Source organism: Desulfomicrobium aestuarii (assembly GCF_055385525.1).
On sequence record NZ_AP042427.1, the window covers coordinates 2607501 to 2628042 of the forward strand.

17 protein-coding genes and 1 tRNA gene (1 of these 18 running past the window's edge) are annotated in these 20542 nt (G+C 65.1%); 3 read left to right on the forward strand and 15 right to left on the reverse strand.

Annotated features, from left to right (window positions below; translation table 11 throughout):
• The 8 genes from asnS to ftsH form a co-directional block, all read right to left on the reverse strand.
• Positions 1-739: the 5' portion of an asparagine--tRNA ligase gene (asnS, locus tag ACZ5AC_RS11805; protein WP_464247805.1), read on the reverse strand. It extends 644 nt beyond the left edge of the window; 739 of the gene's 1383 nt are visible here — the first part of the coding sequence; its start codon is at positions 737-739; its stop codon lies beyond the left edge, outside the window.
• Positions 740-762: 23 nt separating this feature from the next.
• The gene (gene priA / locus ACZ5AC_RS11810; RefSeq protein WP_464247806.1) at positions 763-3072 is read right to left on the reverse strand and encodes a replication restart helicase PriA; all 2310 of its coding nucleotides are present in this window, start codon (positions 3070-3072) and stop codon (positions 763-765) included.
• 64 nt (positions 3073-3136) lie between these two features.
• Positions 3137-4009 (reverse strand): UTP--glucose-1-phosphate uridylyltransferase GalU, encoded by an 873-nt coding sequence (galU, locus tag ACZ5AC_RS11815; protein ID WP_464247807.1) that lies wholly within the window; start codon positions 4007-4009, stop codon positions 3137-3139.
• A 60-nt stretch (positions 4010-4069) separates the two neighbouring features.
• Positions 4070-5419 carry a phosphoglucosamine mutase gene (gene glmM, locus ACZ5AC_RS11820; protein ID WP_464247808.1) on the reverse strand — a complete coding sequence of 450 codons (1350 nt, stop codon included), beginning with the start codon at positions 5417-5419 and terminating at the stop codon, positions 4070-4072.
• An 11-nt stretch (positions 5420-5430) separates the two neighbouring features.
• The gene (locus ACZ5AC_RS11825; RefSeq protein WP_464247809.1) at positions 5431-6348 is read right to left on the reverse strand and encodes a CdaR family protein; all 918 of its coding nucleotides are present in this window, start codon (positions 6346-6348) and stop codon (positions 5431-5433) included.
• Positions 6348-7103, reverse strand: a complete 756-nt coding sequence (cdaA, locus tag ACZ5AC_RS11830; protein ID WP_464247810.1) for a diadenylate cyclase CdaA — start codon at positions 7101-7103, stop codon at positions 6348-6350. The genes ACZ5AC_RS11825 and cdaA overlap by 1 nt, the downstream gene beginning before the upstream one ends.
• A complete protein-coding gene (gene folP, locus ACZ5AC_RS11835; protein ID WP_464247811.1) occupies positions 7097-7972 on the reverse strand; it encodes a dihydropteroate synthase in 876 nt (291 codons plus the stop codon). Before folP ends, cdaA begins: the two co-directional genes overlap by 7 nt.
• A gap of 3 nt (positions 7973-7975) precedes the next feature.
• A complete protein-coding gene (gene ftsH / locus ACZ5AC_RS11840; protein ID WP_464247812.1) occupies positions 7976-9889 on the reverse strand; it encodes an ATP-dependent zinc metalloprotease FtsH in 1914 nt (637 codons plus the stop codon).
• Positions 9890-10105: 216 nt separating this feature from the next.
• Between ftsH and ACZ5AC_RS11845 the strand changes: the two genes are divergently transcribed.
• The 3 genes from ACZ5AC_RS11845 (at position 10106) to ACZ5AC_RS11855 (ending at position 12014) form a co-directional block, all read left to right on the forward strand.
• A tRNA-Sec gene (locus tag ACZ5AC_RS11845) sits at positions 10106-10199 on the forward strand.
• A gap of 74 nt (positions 10200-10273) precedes the next feature.
• Positions 10274-11110, forward strand: a complete 837-nt coding sequence (locus ACZ5AC_RS11850) for a helix-turn-helix domain-containing protein (protein ID WP_464247813.1) — start codon at positions 10274-10276, stop codon at positions 11108-11110.
• 22 nt (positions 11111-11132) lie between these two features.
• Complete coding sequence (locus tag ACZ5AC_RS11855; RefSeq protein ID WP_464247814.1) at positions 11133-12014, forward strand: DMT family transporter; 882 nt, start codon at positions 11133-11135, stop codon at positions 12012-12014.
• A gap of 11 nt (positions 12015-12025) precedes the next feature.
• Here the strand turns inward: ACZ5AC_RS11855 and ACZ5AC_RS11860 are convergent, their stop codons facing one another.
• The 7 genes from ACZ5AC_RS11860 to argF form a co-directional block, all read right to left on the reverse strand.
• On the reverse strand, positions 12026-13141 hold the full coding sequence (locus ACZ5AC_RS11860; RefSeq protein ID WP_464247815.1) for an amidohydrolase family protein: 1116 nt from the start codon (positions 13139-13141) through the stop codon (positions 12026-12028).
• An 81-nt stretch (positions 13142-13222) separates the two neighbouring features.
• Positions 13223-14185: an ABC transporter substrate-binding protein gene (locus ACZ5AC_RS11865; RefSeq protein ID WP_464247816.1), complete on the reverse strand. Its 963-nt coding sequence runs from the start codon at positions 14183-14185 to the stop codon at positions 13223-13225.
• Positions 14186-14213: 28 nt separating this feature from the next.
• Positions 14214-15878: a methyl-accepting chemotaxis protein gene (locus tag ACZ5AC_RS11870; protein ID WP_464247817.1), complete on the reverse strand. Its 1665-nt coding sequence runs from the start codon at positions 15876-15878 to the stop codon at positions 14214-14216.
• Between the two features lie 9 nt (positions 15879-15887).
• Positions 15888-16355: a cytochrome c family protein gene (locus tag ACZ5AC_RS11875; RefSeq protein ID WP_464247818.1), complete on the reverse strand. Its 468-nt coding sequence runs from the start codon at positions 16353-16355 to the stop codon at positions 15888-15890.
• 596 nt (positions 16356-16951) lie between these two features.
• Complete coding sequence (gene argH / locus ACZ5AC_RS11880; protein ID WP_464247819.1) at positions 16952-18352, reverse strand: argininosuccinate lyase; 1401 nt, start codon at positions 18350-18352, stop codon at positions 16952-16954.
• Between the two features lie 3 nt (positions 18353-18355).
• Positions 18356-19567, reverse strand: a complete 1212-nt coding sequence (locus ACZ5AC_RS11885; RefSeq protein ID WP_464247820.1) for an argininosuccinate synthase — start codon at positions 19565-19567, stop codon at positions 18356-18358.
• Between the two features lie 36 nt (positions 19568-19603).
• Complete coding sequence (argF, locus tag ACZ5AC_RS11890; RefSeq protein ID WP_464247821.1) at positions 19604-20500, reverse strand: ornithine carbamoyltransferase; 897 nt, start codon at positions 20498-20500, stop codon at positions 19604-19606.
• Positions 20501-20542: the final 42 nt, after the last annotated feature.

Below are 20542 nucleotides of genomic sequence, written 5' to 3' on the forward strand. Positions count from 1 at the left end.
CCGGCTCGATCATCCAGAACTCGGCCGCGTGCTTGGGCGTGTTGGAATTCTCGGCGCGGAAGGTGGGTCCGAAAGTATAGACCCGACCCAGGGCGCAGGCCAGATTCTCGGCCGCGAGCTGACCGGACACGGTCAGGGACGCCTCCTTGCCGAAGAAATCCTGGTCGAAGTCCGCCTTGCCGCCTTTTTTGGGCACATCACTCAGATTCAGGGTCGTGACCTGGAACATCTCGCCGGCGCCCTCGCAGTCCGAGCCCGTGATGATGGGCGCATGAACATGGAAGAATCCCTGCTCGTGGAAGAAACGGTGCACGCCGTAGGACAGCTCCGCCCGGATGCGGTTCAGGGCGCCGAACTTGTTGGTGCGGGGACGCAGATGGGCGATGGTGCGCAGGTACTCGTCGGTGTGTCGCTTCTTCTGAAGCGGGTAGCTCGGGTCCGCCTCGCCCAGGATTTCCAGGCTGTGGGCCTTGAGCTCCCACTTCTGGCCCTGTCCCGGAGACTCCACCAACGCTCCCTCCAGGCGGACCGCCGCGCCCGTCCCGACCTTCTCCATCAGCCCGAACCCCTCGGCCCCGGCGTCGACGATGGCCTGCAGGTTCTTCAGGCACGAGCCGTCATTGATCTCAAGGAAGACGAACTCCTTACTCTCCCGCTTGGTCCGCACCCAGCCCTGGACCACCAGCGACGGCACTTCCGACTCGGACAAAAGGACATCGGCCACTCTGATATTCTTCATTTTTCCCCTCGGGTATGAAACGGCTAGAGCATGTCCACGGGATCGAGATCCACGGACATGCGGACATTTTTTTCCGTACGCAGCGTCTTGCGCATTTCGGCGCACACCCCCCTGATGGCCGGCCAGCTGTCGGCCTTGAGCAGGCACTGGAAGCGCTTCCGTCCGCGCAGCACGGCCAGCGGCGCCGGCGCCGGCCCCAGAACCCTCACCCCGGACGCCGCCCCCAGGGCGCGGATGCGGCCGCCGAAGCTCGCCAGCAGTTCGCCCTCGGGCAGGTCCGTTGGCAGGGAGATGCGCACCAGGGCCAGCTTGACGAAGGGGGGATAACCCATGGCCCGGCGCAGGGCGATCTCCCTGTCGAAAAAACCTTCGTAATCGTTGTCGCGAATATACTGCCAGCAGTAATGCCCGGGGTTTCTGGTCTGGATCAGCACCCGGCCGGGCTTGTCCCCGCGGCCGGCCCTTCCCGCCACCTGCACGAGCATCTGGAACGACCGTTCCGTAGCCCTGTAATCCGGAAGATTCAAGCCCAGGTCGCCGTCCACGACCACCACCAGGGTCACGTTCGGAAAATGGTGCCCCTTACTGAGCATCTGCGTGCCGACCAGGACCTGGGCCTCCTGCCTGGCGAAGGCCGACAGCGTGTCCTGCATGGAGCCAGCCCGGCGGGCCGTGTCGCGATCCAGGCGCAGGATGCGCGTGTCCTGAGGCAGTTCGTCGCGCAGGAACTCCTCCAGGCGCTCGGTCCCGGCCCCCAGAGGCAGAAACTCGTGTCCCCTGCACGACGGGCAGGACAGGGGGAAGAGCAGCGTGTGGCCACAATAATGGCACAGCAGCAGTTCGCGCCGCTTGTGCAGCGTCAGGGAGACCTGGCAGTGCGGGCACTTCAGGGGCGTGTCGCAGGCCTCGCAGTAGAGGACAGGGGCGTAGCCGCGCCTGTTGTGCAGGATGATCGCCTGCTCCCCGGCCTGGATCGCCGCCACCAGCGCGTCGCGCACGGACGTGGCGAAGGGCCCGTGCTCTGGCGGCTCGGAGCGCAGGTCCACCAGCGTGACCTCGGGCAGCCGCGACTCGCCGATGCGGCTTGTGAGCGATTCCACGGCGATGCCGCCGCTGCGGGCCGCATGAAAGACCTTCACATCCGGCGTGGCCGACCCCATGAGCAGAAGCCCGCCGCTGCGGGAGATGCGGCCGTAGGCCAGCTCCCTGGCCTGGTAGACCAGCCCCTCGTCCTGCTTGAAGGAGGCGTCGTGCTCCTCGTCGAGGATGACAAGCCCCGGTTCCAGCGGCAGAAAGAGGCTCGACCTGGTGCCGACGACGATGCAGGGCTCCGTCCTGCCGGCCAGCTCCGCAAACGTCCGCAGCCGCTCCCCCGCGGCCAGGTATCCGTGAAACAGCCGCACCTGCGCCTCGGGCAGGGCCGATCGCACGTCCTCGTACAGTTTCAGGGCGATGGCCACTTCCGGGGCCAGAAGCATGACATGCCGGCCGCTGCACAGGGCCCGCCGGGCCAGTTCCATGTACACGGCCGTCTTGCCGCTGCCCGTCACGCCGAACAGCAGCGCCGACTCGGGCGCGTCGGCCAGAAGGAGCCTCCAGAACCCGTCCACGGCCCGTTCCTGTTCGGGCGTGAGGGTCAGTTGCACCGGGCTCGGCGCGCAGACGTCCGCGGCTTCGAACGCGGACTCGACTTCCCGGACCAGACCCTTGCGCGCCAGGGTGCCCAGCACCTGCGCGACGCTTTTGCCGAAATGCCCGGCCAGGGCCTTGGAGGACGACACGCCGTGAACGTCCAGATAACGCAGGACGTCGAGCTGGGCCGTGGCCTGCGGGCGGACGGCCCACGGCGGTTCGGAGGTCAGGGAGTAAAGCCTGTCTGTCCGGCGCTGAGCCACGACGGGCGAGAATCCGCCATCCAGCCACGCCGCGGTCAGACCGGCGCGGTCCCCGCTCCCGTCCAGTTCGCCCAGGGGGACGATCCGGCCGTCGCGGGCCCGGAAGGACGGGACCTCGCGCAACGCCGACGGCAGCACGCGGGCCAGGATCCGCCCCGGCGCGTCCATCTGGCGCACGGAAAGGTCGCGGATGAAATCGAGGTACGCGGCCGAAAAAAAAGGTTCCAGGTCCACGGGCCAGACCACGTCGCGGCACGCGCACCCTTCGGGTGCGGGCACGTCCATCCCCACGATCACCCCCACCCGCAGCGACCGTCCCAAGGGAACGATGGCGCGCACGCCCTCCCGCCACATTTCCCGCGGCAGGGACGCGGGCAGGGAATACGTCAGGGCGCTGTAGGGGGCGCAGAGGAGGAGGACGGAACAGTACTGACTCATGGGCTCCACGAAAAAGAGAGGGGGAACGGACCGGCCCGTTCCCCCGTGAGAATCGGGATCGCGTCTAGCGGGAGGGCGGGATCAGTTCGCGCAGGCGGGCGATGAGATCGTAGCGCAGATCCTCGTCCTGCAGGGCGAAGTAGATGTTGGCGGTCAGGTAGTCGACCCAGTCGCCCACGTCGAAGCGCTGTCCGCGCAGCTTCACGGCCAGGAGGCGGTTCTCCCGCGCCATGGACTGCAGGGCGTCGGTCAGCTGAATCTCGCCGGTGTGGTCGGGATTCAGCCCTTCGAGATGCTTGAAGACCTCGGGCGTCAGCACGTAGCGGCCCACCAGGGCCAGGCGCGACGGCGCGCTCTCCATGTCGGGCTTCTCCTTCACGCCGCGGATGCGGTACAATCCGGGCGCGAACTCCTCGGCGTCGATGATGCCGTACTTGCTGACGCGGTCGCGCGGCACTTCCATGACGCCGACCACAGGCATGCGCTCGTTCTTCCAGACTTCGAGGAGCTGGTTGATGCCGGGGTCGCGGTTGAACATGAGGTCGTCGCCGACCATGACGGCGAAGGGCTCGTCCTTGACGACCTCCCGCGCGCAGAGCACCGCATGTCCCAGGCCCAGCTGCTCCTTCTGGCGCACGACGATGATGTTGGCCATCATGGCCACCTTGCGCACCTCGGCCAGCAGATCCGTCTGCCCCTTGCGTTCCAGCAGCTGCTCCAGGGCGAGGTTGTAGTCGAAATGGTCCTCGATGATGCGCTTGTTCTGGTTGTTGACGAAAACCACGTCCGACAGGCCCGAGGCGATGGCCTCCTCCACGATATATTGGATGGAGGGCTTCCGGAACACCGGCAGAATTTCCTTGGGCACATTCTTGGTCGCCGGAAGTGATCTGGTTCCCCACCCTGCCACCGGAATGACAACTTTACGTACCTGCATGGATCGCTCCTTGTTTATACCCGACGAGGGCGGGCGTTCCCGCTCCTCAAAATTTCGATTTCAGGCCAGTCCCGACTCCACGGCCTGGGTCAGATCGTCGCACAGGTCGTTGACCAGAGACTCATCCCGGGCTTCGACCATGATGCGGGCCAGGGACTCGGTCCCGGAATAGCGCAGCAGAACGCGACCCGTCCTGCCCAGCCGCTCCTCCGCGTTCTTCACCGCCGCCTGGATGGATGGCACGTCGGCGAAGGGGACTTTCCGCTTGACCTTCACGTTGACGAGCTTCTGGGGGAAAGGCGTCAACAGCCCGGCAATCTCGGAGATGGAACGCTGTCTGGCGACCATGATGCGCAGCAGCTGCAGCGCCGCCAGGGTCCCGTCGCCCGTGGTCGAATGCTCCATGAAGACCAGGTGGCCGGACTGTTCCCCGCCGAGAAGATACCCTCCCCTGCGCATTTCCTCAACGACGTATCGGTCGCCGACCTTGGTCCGCACCAGCCGGCCGCCGCGCTCCTGCATGAAGACCTCCAGGGCCATGTTGCTCATGACCGTGGCGACCAGCGTGTTGCCGGCGAGGGTCCCGCGGGACAGCATCTCGTCCGCGCAAACGGCCATGATCTGGTCCCCGTCGAGCACGGTTCCGTGCTCGTCGACCACGATGAGCCGGTCGGCGTCCCCGTCCAGGGCCAGGCCGATGTCGGCCCGATGCTCCCGGATCTTGGCCGCAAGGCCTTCGGGGTGCAGGGAGCCGCAGCCCTTGTTGATGTTCAGGCCGTCGGGCTCCACGCCGAGAGTCACGACCTTGGCGCCGAGCTCCTCGAAGATGAGCGGCGCGACGCGGTACGCGGCCCCGTGGGCGCAGTCGAGAACGATGGTCAGGCCGTCCAGGGTCATGCCCGCCGGAAAGCTGTGCTTGAGTTCGACGATGTAGCGCCCCGGGCTGTCCTGAATCTTCCTGGCCCGGCCGACCTGATCGTAGGCCGGGTAGTCCCAGGCGAAATCCGGGTTGGTGACCATGGCCGCGATCTCGTTCTCTGCCTCGTCGGCCAGCTTGAAGCCGTCCTTGTCGAAGAACTTGATGCCATTGTCCATGTAGGGGTTGTGGGAGGCGGAGATGACCACACCCAGGTCGGCGCGCATGCTGCGCGTCAGGAAGCTGATGGCCGGGGTCGGCATGGGGCCGACCAGGAAGACGTCCATGCCGGCGGCGCAGAAGCCCGAGGTCAGGGCCGACTCGAAGACGTACCCCGAAAGCCGCGTGTCCTTGCCGATGACGACCCTGTGCCGCCTGCTGCCGTTGCGGAAATACTGGCCCGCGGCCAACCCGAGTCGCAGCACGAGTTCCGGCTGCATGGGGTGGCTGTTGACGCGTCCCCTGATTCCATCCGTTCCGAAAAGTCTGCCCATCCGCTCTCCTCTTATGGGGTCAGCGACTCGTTGCGCTGCACGATGATTTCAATTTCCTCAGGCTTGGATTCCAGCAGTTCCACCCCGTCCGGGAAAATGTACTCGGGCTTGACGACGCTCTGCCCGAGAGCAGGATTGGCCCCGGGGTCCACCGTCATGCGCAGCTTCTCCCGCCAATCCTTGTCCTTGAGGAGCCGCACCGGCACGAGCAGCCTGACGCGCGCGAACTTGGGTTCCATGACGTAGGTGAAGGAAGGGTACTCGACGGCCTCCAGGTTCACCTTGATCCAGATTTCCTGCTTGATGTGCCCGAAATGCAGGTCATAGCTGACGGAGGCCACGGACGTGCGCACATCCGGAGGGAGCAGCAGGCGGGCCCTGCCCGACGCCGTGAGGCTGCCGTCCGCGGGAACCTGCACTCGCACCGTGGGCACCCTGTCCACCTTCTCCAAGGCGCTGGCGAACCCGGTCACGGTGACCTGATCCGGTACCACGGTGGCGTTCTTGAACTGCATGTCTTCGCCGGGCAGTCCTTCCCAGTCAAGATGAACCGGCACGCTCTTGGAAACCATGACGTCGGCCACGAGTTCAAGACGCGTCGGGTTGATCTCGACGACCTCCACCGCCGAGGTGATGGCCATGCTCTCGGGCACGAGCGGAATGACGTTGGTCCCGACCTGAACCTTGGCCAGATCGAGCTTGTAGGCCAGCCGGCCCGTGTTCAGGGACCGGACCTGGTTGCTCGTGCCGCGTATGCGCACCTGCAGCTTGTTGACCAGCCCGGAGGTGATCTCCATCTGCTGGGGAAGGTTCACGAATTCGAGCGGCACCTCGAGCCACGTCTCGACCTTCTCCTGCCCCGAGACCACATACCAGCACGCCAAAGCCAGAAGCAGGGCCAGCGCTCTGTATTGCCAGTTATTCCACATCATTTCCTCAACGCAGCGGCAAGAACTTTCTTCAGGCGGACCTCATTGAGGCTGCTCGTGATGCGCCCGCCCACGGCCAGGGATATGCTGCCCCGCTCCTCGGACACGATGAGGGCCACGGCGTCGGTCTCCTCGGTCACGCCGATGGCCGCGCGGTGCCGCGTGCCCAGTGCGGCCTCGTGCTTGAGGCCCACGGCCAGGGGCAGGATGCACGCCGCGGCCTCAATGCGGTTGTCGCGGATGATGACGGCGCCGTCGTGCAGGGGCGTGTCCTGATGAAAGATGGTCAGGAGCAGGTCCTTGCTGAAGGCGGCGTGCAGTTCGATGCCGCCCGAGACCACGTCCCCAAGGGGGATGTTGCGCTCGATGACGATAAGCGCCCCGGTCTTGCTCTTGGCCATCTGCACCAGGGCCAGGATGAGGTCGTCGAGGACCGCCGTCTGCACGGTGTCCTTCTTGAAAATCGTGGTCGCGCCCATGACGGCAAGGGCCTTGCGGATGTCCCGGCGGAACAGGATGATGACCACGAGGAAGATGGAGCCCAGAAAATTGCCCAGCAGCCAGTTGAGCGTGTACAGGCCGAATTCCCCGGCCGCGAAGTAGGCGATGACGATGAGCAGCAGACCGTAGATGACGGAAACGGCGCGGGTGCCCTTGATCAGCAGGATGATCCGGAAAAAGATGTAGCCCACCAGCAGGACGTCCAGGATGTCCTTCCAGGTGACTTGCAAATTGCCGATGGTGTAGCTCAGCACCCGACCTCCCCTTCTCCCGCCAATGCCCGCGCGACCAGCAGGCCGTCGCGCGTCTCCCGCACCTCATGCACGCGGTGGATGCGCACCCCCCGACCGTAGAGCGCCACCGTGGCCGCCAGGGTAGGGGCGTTGCGATCCCTGCCGTCGCGCCCCAGCAGGCCCTTCCACAGCGACTTGTTGGAAAGGCCCATGTACACCGGCCGCCCGAACTCGAAAAACCGCTCGATATTCTGCAGGATCTCCAGGTTGTGTTCCAGGGTCTTGCCGAACCCGATGCCGGGGTCCAGGACCACGTTCCCATCGGGTACTCCGGCCCGCACCAGCGCTTCGAGACGTGCGGCGAAAAACGCCCTGATCTCGTCCACGACATCGTCGTATCTCGGCGCGACCTGCATGTTCCCGGGAGCGCCCTGGCTGTGCATGAGCACATAGCCGGGCTTCAGGTCGGCCACCACGTCCATGAGCCCCGGGTCCGCACCCATGGCCGAAACGTCGTTGACGATGACGGCGCCGGCCTCCAGGCAGGCCCTGGCCACGCAGGCCTTGGTCGTGTCGACGGACAGGACAGCGTCCGGGTGTGCCCGGAGCACCCCCTCGACCACCGGCAGGACGCGCTGCAGTTCGACGTCCGCCGGGACCGCTTCGGCGAAGGGCCTGGTGCTCTCGCCGCCAATATCCAGAATGTCCGCGCCTCGGTCAAGAAGATGCAGTGCCTTGTCCACCAGCGCCCCGGCATCGCAGGCGCCGCCGCCGTCGTAGAACGAATCCGGGGTGGCGTTCAGGATTCCGACGACAAAAAAGGGGGCAGGACCGAGGGTCCTGCCCCTGAGCACATCCCAGGAGACGTTGTCTGCTCTCCCCCGGGACATGCGCTACTCTCCCGCCTTGTCGCCCGCGTCCCCCTCGTCCAGGGCGAAGCCCTCATCGCCCGCCTCGGCGGACGAAGCCTCGGCCGCACCGCCGGCCGCATTCCGGCCGCCGTTGCCCTGCGGGGCCAGGGGCTCTCCCTGGATGATCTTGGCCACCTCCTCGCCCGTGAGCGTCTCACGTTCGATGAGGGACAGGGACAGGGCGTGCAGGAGTTCGAGGTTGTCCTGCAGGATGGTCTTGGCGCGGTTGTAGGCGTCGCCCAGGATACGCTTGACCTCGAGGTCGATGAGCTTGGCGGTCTCGTCGCTGTAGTCCTTGATGTGGGCCATGTCGCGGCCCAGGAAGACCTCGTCGTCCTTCTTGCCCAGGGCCATGGGACCGAACTCCTCGCTCATGCCCCACTCGCAGACCATCCGCTTGGCCATGGCCGTGGCGCGCTCGATGTCGTTGCCCGCGCCGGTGGTGATGGAGTTGAAGACGATCTCCTCGGCCGCCCGGCCGCCGAAGAGCACGGCCAGGTTGTTCTGGAGATAGGTCTTGGAGTAGGTGTGGCGGTCGTCCACGGGCAGCTGCATGGTCACGCCCAGGGCGCGGCCGCGGGGGATGATGGACACCTTGTGGATGGGGTCCGTGCCCGGCAGGAACTTGGCCACCAGGGTGTGCCCGGCCTCGTGGTAGGCCGTGGTCTTCTTCTCCTCGTCGCTCAGGATCATGGAGCGACGCTCCTTGCCCATCATGACCTTGTCCTTGGCCTCCTCGAAGTCGAGCATGGTGACCTTGTCCTGGCTCAGCTTGGCGGCGTGCAGGGCCGCCTCGTTGACCAGGTTCTCGAGGTCCGCGCCGGAGAAGCCGGGCGTGCCGCGGGCCAGGACGTCGAGGTCCACCTCGGGCGACAGGGGCGTCTTTCTCGTGTGCACTTCGAGGATGCGCTTGCGGCCCTTGAGGTCGGGGTTGGGGACCACGACCTGTCGATCGAAGCGGCCGGGGCGCAGCAGGGCCGGGTCGAGGACGTCGGGACGGTTGGTGGCGGCGATGAGGATGACGCCTTCGTTGGACTCGAAGCCGTCCATCTCGACGAGCATGGCATTGAGGGTCTGCTCGCGCTCGTCGTGGCCGCCGCCGAGACCCGCGCCGCGCTGACGGCCCACGGCGTCGATCTCGTCGATGAAGATGAGGCAGGGCGCGTTCTTCTTGCCCTGGATGAACAGGTCGCGCACGCGGGCAGCGCCCACGCCGACGAACATCTCGACGAAGTCGGAGCCGGAGATGGAGAAGAAGGGCACCCCGGCCTCGCCGGCCACGGCCCGGGCCAGCAGGGTCTTGCCCGTGCCGGGGCCGCCGACCAGCAGCACGCCCTTGGGGATGCGCCCGCCCAGACGGGTGAATTTCTTGGGGTTGCTCAGGAAGTCGACGATCTCCTGCAATTCCTCCTTGGCCTCGTCCACGCCGGCCACGTCGGCGAAGGTGACCTTGGTCTCCTCCTGGGTGACCATCTTGGCCCTGGAGCGGCCGAAGGACATGGCCTTGCCGCCGCCGCCCTGCATCTGGCGCATGAAGAAGATCCAGACGCCGATCAAAAGGAGCATGGGGAACCAGGAGATGAGCACCGTCATGTACCAGGGTGCGTCCTCCTCAGGCTCGGCCTTGACCTGCACGTTGTTCTTGACCAGCGTGTCGACCAGGGTCGGATCGTTGGGCGAATAGGAGCTGAAACGCTGGTCGTTGACCAGCACGCCGGTGATTCGCGAGCCTTGAATCTTGACGCTGGTGACCTCGCCCTGACGGACCTTGGTCAGAAATTCCGTGTAGTTGAGATCATTGGGCGGCACGGGCGGCTGATTGAACAGATTGAACAGGACAATCATGACCATGCAGATCGCGGCCCAGAGGACCAGATTCTTGGAAAAACTGTTCAAATGAGAAAACCTCCATAAGCCGGGTCGTCACAGGTCCCTCGTCACCGGCCGTCTTTGTCGTCGTAGTGGGTTCATGCTTAGCTGAACGAGATGTGATTGTTAAGTTCAGTTTCAGGAATGACAAGTAAATTTTCGCCAAAACGCACCTTTTTTGAAAGGTAGCCCGAAAACCTTGATCATTGTCCGGTGCATTGATAGATACGTGCCTCCCGAGGGGGAAGCGTATCGTCACCGGTGTGGCGCCCGGTCTTCAAAACCGGTGGAAGGTCGAGAGGTCTTCGGTAGGTTCGACTCCTATACGCTTCCGCCACCCTCACGCCTCTGCGCATTCCCCTTCACGAAAGCCGCCTTGCCATCTCCGCCGCGCTCTGACATGGGCCGGACATGTCCCCCGACACCGCCACGCTCACCCGCCCGCACTGTCTGGAAGGTCTCGACCTACTGCACGCCAGCTACCGCCGGCAGACGTTCTCGCGTCACAGCCACGACGGGTACGCCTTGGGCGTCATCGAAAGCGGCGCCCTGGCTTTCCGCTACCTGCACCGGGACCACGTGGCCTGCGCGGGAGAGGTCAATCTGGTCGTCCCGGGAGAGTGCCACGACGGCCGGTCTGCCGGCCCCGATGGCTGGACCTACCGCATGCTCTACCTTTCGCCGGAACTGGTGCGGGACGCGGCCGGGGAGCTGGAACTGGGGCTGCCGGACTTCAGGGCCGGAGTCCTGAGTGATCCCGGGCTGGCGGACGCCATCCGCGCGGCCCACATCCGTCTCTCCGACCCGTCCGTCTGCGTTCTGGAAAAGGAGTCGAGCCTGCTCCTGCTGCTCACCCGGTGGATCCACGCCCATGCGGAACGAGGCGGCAAGCCCGGCCGCAAAGGCCCGCAACGGGCGGCCGTGAGGCGGGCCGAGGAATTTCTGCGTGCGCACGCCGCCGACGCGCCGCGGCTCGATGACGTCGCGAAGGCATCGGGCCTGAGCCCCTATCACCTGCTCCGGGTTTTCGCGGAAACCACCGGGCAGACCCCTCACGCATTCCTTACCCAGCTGCGGGTGGACATGGCCAAGAACCTCCTCGCCACGCAACTGCCGTTGGCTCGGATCGCCGCGGAATGCGGGTTCGCCGACCAGAGCCACCTGACACGGCTTTTTCGCCGCCAGTGCGGCGTCACACCGGGCCATTTCCGCAAGATCGTACAAAACACCGACCCCGGGAATGCGTAAAGCCTCCCCCCACGGAGGCTTTATGACACGCATTCTTCCCCATCTCTGTCTGGCCGCGGCCATGGCCCTCGTCGGGAGTTCCGTCGTGGCCGGCGAAATCATGATCCGCCACTTCCCCATCCATCTGGGCTCGCTGCTGCGCTTCGCCCTGGCCAGCGCCATCATCGTCCCTTTCTGGCTGTGGATCGAACCGCACCCGCCGCGCCTGCGCCCGCGCAGCTGGCTCATCCTGGCGGTTCAGACCCTCTGCGGGTCGGCGCTCTTCACCATCTTCGTGCTGCACGGGCTGCGCTGGACCTCGCCGGCCTCGGCCGGAATCATCACCAGCACGACGCCCGCCTGCATGGGTCTTCTGGCCTGGATCATTCTAGGGGAACGTCCGGGCGGACGCATCATGGCCGGCATCGCCCTGTCCGTGACGGGCATAGCCATCCTCAACCTGGCCGGGGCGCAGGACGGGCCCGACGGCTCCTGGCGCGGCAACCTGCTGGTCGCCGCGGCCGTGGTCGTGGAGTCCCTGTTCCTGCTGGTCCGCAAGTCCATCCCCGAGAAGCTTTCCCCCCTGGCGACATCGAGCATCATCAGCGTCCTGGCGACGCTCTTCTTCATGCCCCTGGGGCTGTCCCAGGCCTGGGGCTTCGACTTCTCTGCCCTGCCCATGGAGGCTTGGTGGTGCGTCCTCTACTACGCCGTGGCCGTGACCATCATCGCCTACCTGTGCTGGTTTGCCGGGGTGACGAAGGTTTCGGCCTCGGTGGCCGGCATATTCACGGGCATCCTCCCGGTCAGCGCCCTGGCTGTTTCGGCGCACTTTCTCGGGCAGAACGTGGCGTGGCCGCACCTGCTCGGGTGCGTCCTGGCCATGGCGAGCATCGGGCTCATCTGCAGCCGCAGCACGGCGTAACCGGCCGGGCGTCAGGAACGCACGAAGAAATCGGGAGGCAGCACGGCCCAGACGGCGCGCTTGCCGGCTTCGAGGCTGCCGTACTCGCCGCCCAGGCCCAGAACCTTGGCGGGGTGGGTGGTGACCATGGCCAAAAGGTCCCAAAGGGGGATGTCCGTGGGCAGCAGGGCGCGGACCGTCCGCAGTTCCGCCCAGAGGTTCAGGTCGTCGTTGGAGGCCAGGGAATCCGTGCCCAGGCACAGCGTCACACCGGCGGCATGAAGGGCCGCGACCGGAGCCTCGCCCACCCCAATGCGTTCGTTGCTGCGGGGGCAGAGGCAGATTCCGGCGCCGCTGCGGACGAGAATCCCGATGTCGGTCTCGTCCACGTGGACGCAGTGCACGGCCAGCGTCCGGCCATCCAGCAGGCCGAGTTCGGAAGCGTACGCAACGGCGCTCATGCCGGGCGGGACGAACCCCTTGGGCAGGATGCGGCGGGCGCGCAGAAATTCGGCGAACTCCCCGCCGCGCCCCTGGAACAGCTCGTTCTCCCCCGGCACTTCGGCCAGGTGCAGGCTGAAGGGAAGGTCGCGCGAGACGCACCAACCCTTGGCCTCCCTGGCCAGGGCCGGGGCCGTGGAATAGAGGGCGTGCACCGACGGGCTCCAGGGTCCGCGCCAGTCAGCGGCGGAGAAATCGGGCAGACCTCGCCACCCGGACAATTCGCGGAAAAGGTGCCCGCCCATTCCTTCGGCCTCCAGGACGCTGCGGACCATCACCGCCTCCCGACCGACAACGTCCGCTATGAAGCAGGTGCCGGAGTTCCGGGCCGCGGCCGCTGCGCCCTCCACATCGGCCCGGCACACCCGCTGGGCGCGCAGGGCCGCGAACAACCCGTCCGCCCAGGCCTCGAACCCCTGCCCGGCTGAAAGCCTGCCCGCCAGATGGGACAGCTCCAGGTGGGCGTGCGCGTTGATCAGCCCGGGCACCAGCGTCACGTCGCCCAGATTACGGCACGGCCCCGACGCCTCCTTCCAGGGGGCGACAGCGACGATGCGGCCGCCGTCGACCAGGATGCAGCCGTCCACGATCTCGGGGCACCCGGGATTCATGGTCAGGATTCGCGCCGCACGGTACGCCTCCGTCATGTCCAGTTCACCTTCCCGCACGGAAAACCATAACAAAAGAGGCGGCCAGGCCGCCTCTTTTCAGAACACGTTGTTCCGCGGTTATTTGTAAACCTTGTCGGCATCCTTCTGCACGTCCTCGGGTACCTTCACGCCCATCCTGGACGCGGCCTTCAGGTTGAGGTGCAGGACGAGTTCCTGCTGGGTCTCGACGCAGGTGGTGCCGGGGTCGGCCTTGTCCACCAGCAGGCGCTTGGCCATGAGGCCCGTCTGGTACCCGTGCTGGTAGTAGTCGAAGGCCAGGGCCGCGACGGTCCCGCGCTTCACGGAATCGACGTCGGCCGAGAACAGGGGCATCTTCTCCTGCTCGCAGACCTTGATGACGGACTCGAGGGCCGAGATGACCGTGTTGTCCGTGGGCAGGTAGATGGCGTCGACCTTGCCGACCAGGGACTTGGCGGCCTGGTTGACGTCGCTGGTCTTGGCCACGGTGGCGGCCACGACCTCGAAGCCTGCCTTGGCCCCTTCGGCCTGGACCATGGACACGGTGGTCTTGGAATTGGCCTCGCCGGCGTTGTAGATCATGCCGAGCTTCTTGAGGCCCGGATAGAACCTGCGGATCATCTCCACGTGCTTGTCCACGGGCAGCATGTCGGAAACGCCGGTGATGTTCTTGCCGGGCTTCTGCAGGTCGTCCACAAGGCCTGCGCCGACGGGGTCGGTGATGGCCGTGAAGAGCAGCGGTGCCGCTGACAGGACGGGCGACTTCTTGGTGGCCACGGCGCAGGCCTGGGCCGACGGGGTGGCGATGGCCAGGACCAGGTCCGGCTTCTCCCCTGCGATCTGGGCGGCGATCTGGTTGGCCGTGGCCATGTTGGCCTGGGCGTTGTGGACCGAATAGGTCGCGTTCACGCCCTGGGCCGTCAGGCTGTCCTTGAAGCCCTTGAGCACGGCGTCCAGGGACGGGTGTTCGACGAACTGGTTCACTGAAATGGAGTACTTTGCTGCATAGCCCTGGCAGGCAAAGGCCAGGATGCACAGGGCCGTGATGATGGCTTTCTTCATGTTGCTACCTCTTTTGGGTTCGTGGGGACTACCGAATGCGGAACATGTCCACGAGCCCTTTAAGCTGTTCGGAAAGCGCGCGCAACTCCTCGGCATGCTCCCGCACAGTGACGCCGTTGCGGGTCATGTCAGTGGCGGACGAACTCACCTCGGCGATCTGGCTGGTTATTTCGCCGGCCACGCCCGACGTCTGGCTCACGTTGTGGTTGACCTCGTCGAGCCCCTGGGAGGCCTGGCCGATGTTCTGGGCGATGTCTCGGGTCGTGACGGACTGCTCCTCCACGGCCGCGGCGATGGTGGTGACGATGGAGTCTATGTCGGTGATGACCTTGGTTATCTCGTTGATGCGCGCCACGGTCTGGTCGGTGGCGCCCTGAATGCCGCTGATCTTGCCCCGGATCTCGTCGGTGGCGGCGGCGGTCTGGTTGGCCAGTTCCTTGATCTCGTTGGCCACGACGGCGAAGCCCCGGCCGGCTTCACCGGCCCGGGCGGCCTCGATGGTCGCGTTCAGGGCCAGGAGGTTGGTCTGGGAAGAGATGGCGGTGATGGTCTGGGTCACGGAATGGATCTCGCGGGCCATGGCGCCAAGGTGGTCCACGTCGGCCGACGTCGCTTCGGCCGTGCTCACGGCCACCGCGGTGATCTCCTTGGCCCTGGCGGTGCTGCGCGAAATCTCGTCGATGGTCGCGCTCATCTCCTCGGACGCGGCGGCCACGGTCGAGATGTTGACCGACGCCTGCTCCGTGGCCGCGGCCACCGAGCGCATGTTCGTACTCATCTCCTCGGACGCGGCGGCCACGGCGTCGGAGCGGGTCTGATTGTCCGAGGCCAGGTCGGCCACCGTCTCGGAAACCGATTTGAGCTGGCCCGAGGCCACGGCCAGGGTGCCCACGCCGGAGATGATCTCCTGCATCATGGACCGCATGTTGTCCGTCATGGAGTTGACGCTTTGGGCCAGTTGCCCGATCTGATCCCGGCTTCTGGTTTCCACGTGCACGGTCAGGTCGCCCTTGCTGATCTTTTCCGTGGCCTCGGCCACGTCATGGATGGGGACGAGGACGGCCCGCCGGAGGAAAAAGGACAGGGCGCCGAGGAGCACGGCCAGACCCGCGGCCATGATGCCCCCGACTTTAGTCTGGTTGCTCATCATCGCGTTCATCTGGGGCGAAATGTCCTGGGTCATGACCATGACCCCGAGCACCGGCTGATTCGACCCGTGACAATGATGGCAGGACTCTTCGTTGGGAATGGACTTGATTTCGAGGTAGGCCGGTTTGCCGTCGATCTCGGTGATGGACTGGCTCATGCAGTCCTTGCGCAGACAATCCTCGAGCAAGGCTGCCAGTTCCGCGCTCCTGACGACGTCCGTGATCTCCTTGCGCAGGAACTGGTCCGACGTGGAGTAGGTGACGTTGCCCTTGAAATTGGTCAGATGGATGTCGATATCATCGTAGCGACGGCCAACTTCCACGAACTTTTCCGTGGTCCCCTCGTTGTCGCCGATGGCCATGGGTTCGCGGATGGCCATGGAGAGCATCTCCGCGATGCGCTCGGCGTTGACCTCGACCTCGTGCAGCGTGCGGGCCCGCTGCATGAGGAAGGTCGCCGTGAACAGCGCACCGAAAGTCAGGACGAGCACCGCGAAGGTGATGCCGAGGATCTTGGCGCCCAGGGATCTTCTGAATATGTTCATGGCGGCCTCCTAGTGGGCCCCGCCGTACAGCAGGGGCTTGAAGTTGAAGGCCTTGACGCGGCTCTCGTTGTGGCAGCCCTGGCAGTCTTCCATGCTCAGCTTGCCCTTGATGAGTTCCGTGTCCCCTCCGTTCTCGACATGTTCCTGGCCGGGCCCGTGACACACTTCGCACCCCGCGTCCGCAACATGCGGCGTCTTCTCGTAGCTGACGAAACCGCCGGGCTTGCCGTAGCCGGTAGTGTGGCAGCCGTAACACTCGGCCAGCTCCGCCTCGGTCAGATCCGAGGCCATGATCTTGATGGACCTGTCGGAATGGGCCTTTTTGGCGTATTTCGTGAAATTGTCGTACTGTTCTTCATGACAATCCTTGCATGCTGCGGTGCCTACATAGGCATTCTCTGCCAAAGCTGACATAGGGCACAACAGACATGCCAAGACGACGGCATGGAGCACCTTGCGAACGATCTGAGCCTTCATCCCCCCTCCCTGCATCAAACTGGCACCGTCAGTCCGTTGCCGATAAATTTTAACGCGTGTACATACATTACTGTATGACGTCAATAACATCCTGGGATCTCGACAGAAATATCCGCGTTCCCCGACTCCGGACACATGAGAATACATTGTGCCCGATGCAGTTCCACCCACTGTCGTCATACACTTCGAGTCGGCGCCCCCCGCGGCGTGATCGCGGCGCAACATGCCCGCCATCCCGACTTCGCATACGGGGGCACGCCCGCATACCCCATGTCCCGCCTTGCCGGACCTGCAGCCAGAAGAAATGCTTATCTTCATGTTACGACCCTCCCTTATGATTCCTGCCCGATGACTTCTTGTTTATTGGAAATGAGGAGGGGGATGAAACTCGAACCAAAACGTATTTTTTGATAAAAACGACTAAAGTATTACGGGCTAATTTGAGTACATAGATACTTATACATGCGTATACAGCCAACGCTGGCGGCCTAACCCCGGGCGTGAAAAAGCCCCCGCCGATGGTGCGGCGAGGGCTTCCGTCACGACGCGCGACGCAATCGTCGCGTTCGTGTGCTGTGCGTCAAGAAACGGCGGAGCTAGGCTTTCTCCGACAGCCAGGACGAGAGTTCGGAAATCTGCGCGCCGACCGAATCGGGGCCAGTGCCTCCGGGCACGTGCCGGCGGGCGACGGCATTGTCGTAGTCGAGAACGGCAAAGACGTCCTCGCCGATGTCGGCCGAGAAGCGACGCAGTTCCTCAAGGCTCAGATCCTCGATGCCGACACCGCGTTCCTCGGCAAAGGCCACGGCCGCTCCGGTGATGTGGTGAGCCTGACGGAAGGGCACGCCCTTGGCCGCCAGGTAGTCGGCCAGTTCCGTGGCGTTGAGGAAGCCGGCTTTAAGGGCCCGGCGCATGCGCTCGGCGTTGAAGCCCAGTTCCGACAGCATGCCGGCCATGATGGCCAGGGACGGTGACACCGTGTCGTGGGTGTCGAGGAAGGGCTCCTTGTCCTCCTGCATGTCGCGGTTGTAGGCCAGAGGCAGGCCCTTCATGAGGGTCAAGAGGCCCATGAGGTCGCCGTAGACGCGGCCCGTCTTGCCGCGCATGAGCTCGGCCACGTCGGGGTTCTTTTTCTGGGGCATGATGGACGAGCCCGTGGAGTAGGCGTCGGGCAGGCGCACGAAGCCGAACTGCGGGTTGGCCCAGATGATGATCTCCTCGCACAGCCGCGAGAGGTGCAACATGACAACGCTCCCGCAGAACACGGACTCCAGGACGAAATCGCGGTCGGAGACGGCGTCCATGCTGTTGGCGAAGGTGCCCCCGAGTCCCAGGGTCCCGGCCACCTGGGCGGGGTCGAGGGGATGCGTGGTACCGGCCAAGGCCGCCGCTCCCAGGGGCGAGACGCGCACACGCTTCAGGGCGTCGCGGACGCGGTCGTGGTCGCGGCGGAACATCTGGGCGTAGGCCAGCAGGTGCTGAGCCAGGCTGACAGGCTGGGCCGGCTGGAAATGGGTGCAGCCGGGCAGCAGCACGCCCTGGTTTTCTTCGGCCCGCTGCACGAGCACGCCGACCAGGCCTTTCAGGTTCTCGCCCCATTCTTCCAGGCAGGCGGCCGTGAAGAGCCGGAAATCCAGCGCCACCTGGTCGTTGCGGGAACGCCCGGTGTGCAGCTTCTGGCCCGGCGTGCCGACGAGCTCCGTCAGGCGGTGCTCGATGTTCATGTGCACGTCTTCGAGGTCCTCGCGCCAGACAAAGGTCCCGGCCTTTATCTCGGCCCGGATCTGCTCCAGGCCCTGATGGATGGCCTCACAGTCGGCCGGGGTGATGATGCCCTGCTTCGCCAGCATGGAGGCGTGGGCCTTGGAGCCGTCGATGTCCTGGGCGCACAGCCGCGAGTCGAAGCCCACGGAGCACGTGTAGCGCTCGACCAGGGGGGCGGTGTCCCCGGTGAATCGGCCGCCCCACAATTTCTTTTCCTTGGATGCCGCGCTCATGGCCTAGCCCTTGATCTTGTTCAGGAACGGTTGGCGGGCCTGCAGGCGCAGACCGTGCAGCTTGATGAAGCCGGCCGCGTCGGCCTGGTTGTAGACCTCGTCCTTTTCGAAGGTGGCCAGCTCCGGGTTATAGAGCGAATACGGGGACTTGCGACCAAGAGGGTACACGCCGCCCTTGTAGAGCTTGAGGCGGACGGTGCCGGTGACCGTCTCCTGGGCCTTGTCCATGAAGGCCTGCAGGGCTTCGCGCTCGGGCGCGAACCAGTAGCCGTTGTAGACCATCTCGGCGTAGCGCGGGATGAGGGTGTCGCGCAGGTGCAGCAGCTCGCGGTCCATGCACACGCCCTCCAGGTCGCGGTGGGCGCGCTGCAGGATGGCCCCGCCAGGGGTCTCGTACACGCCGCGGGACTTCATGCCCACGAAGCGGTTCTCGACCATGTCCAGGCGGCCGATGCCGTGGCGGCCGCCCAGCTCGTTCAGGGCGGCGAGCATCTTGGCCGGGGACAGGGTCTGGCCGTTCAGGGCCACAGGATTGCCCTTCTCGAAATCGAGGGTGATGACCTCGGCCTTGTCGGGCGCCTGCTCGGGATCTACGCTCATCTGGTAGGTGCCCGGGCCGGGTTCGGACCACGGGTCTTCCAACTCGCCGCCCTCGAAGCTCAGGTGCAGGAGGTTGCGGTCGCAGGAATAGGGCTTCTCCTTGGTCACGGGCACGGGGATGCCGTTTTCCTTGCAGAATTCCAGGAGCTGCGTGCGGGAGTTGAGATCCCACTCGCGCCAGGGGGCGATGGTCTTCAGGTGCGGGGCCAGGGCCAGGGTGGACAGTTCGAAGCGGACCTGGTCGTTGCCCTTGCCCGTGGCGCCGTGGGCCACGGCCTGGGCCCCTTCGGCCAGGGCGATCTCGACCATCTTCTTGGCGATGAGGGGCCGGGCGATGGACGTGCCGAGCAGGTACCCGCCCTCGTACATGGCGTTGGCCCGGAACATGGGGAAGACGTAGTCGGCGACGAACTCCTCCTGCAGGTCCACCACATAGGCCTTGGTGGCGCCGGTATTGAGGGCCTTGTCCTCCAGGCCGTCGAGTTCCTCGCCCTGGCCAAGGTCGGCGGTCATGGTCACGACCTCGCACTCGTAGGTCTTCTTGATCCACTTGAGGATGGCGGAGGTGTCGAGACCGCCGGAATAGGCCAGCACGACTTTTTCGATCTTGCGCATGAAAACTTCTCCTTTATGTGCAGCGGACTGGCCGCCTCAGCTGTAAATCCATTCCAGGATGGCCTTCTGCATGTGCAGACGGTTCTCGGCCTGGTCGAAAACGATGGACCTCGGCCCCTCGAAGACCTCCTCGCTGACCTCCTCGCCGCGGTGGGCGGGCAGGCAGTGCAGGACCTTGGCCGACGGGTCGGCCAGGGTCAGGAGTTCCTCGTTGACCTGATATCCGGCGAAGGCCTTCTCGCGGCGCTTCTGCTCGGCTTCCTGGCCCATGGAAGCCCACACGTCGGTGTTGACGAAATGGGATCCGGCGATGGCAGCCTTGGGGTCGTCGGTGATGTAGACCTTGGCGCCCATCTTGAGGGCCCGCTCCAGAATCTCGGTCCTGGGCATGTAGCCTTCGGGGCAGGCCAGGTTCAGCTGGAAGCCGAAGTAGATGCTGGCGTTGATCCAGGAGTGGGCCATATTGTTGCCGTCGCCGATCCAGGACACGACCAAGTCTTTGAGGTTCGTGGTCCGCTCGTAGATGGTCAGCATGTCGCTCATGACCTGACAGGGGTGGTAGAGGTCCGTCAAAGCGTTGACCACCGGGATGGAGCCCCAGCGCGCCAGTTCCTCGACGTTCTTCTGGGCGAAGGTGCGCACGACCATGCCCTGCACGTAGCGGGACAGGACCCGGGCCGTGTCGGCCAGGGGCTCGCTGCGGCCCAGCTGGGAATCGGCCGGCGTCATGAAGATGGTGCTGCCGCCCAGGTGACGGATACCTACGTCGAAGGAAACGCGCGTGCGCGTGGAGGCCTTCTCGAAGATCATGGCCAGGGTCTTGCCGGCCAGCAGCGTGGACCGGTAGTCCGTGTCCTTCATCTCCTTGGCCCGCCGGACAAGGTCCATGGCCTCGGTGGCCTTGAGATCCAGTATGGATAGAAAGTGCTTCATGGTGTCACCCGATCATCCGGAGATACGGTTTGAATGTTGCGT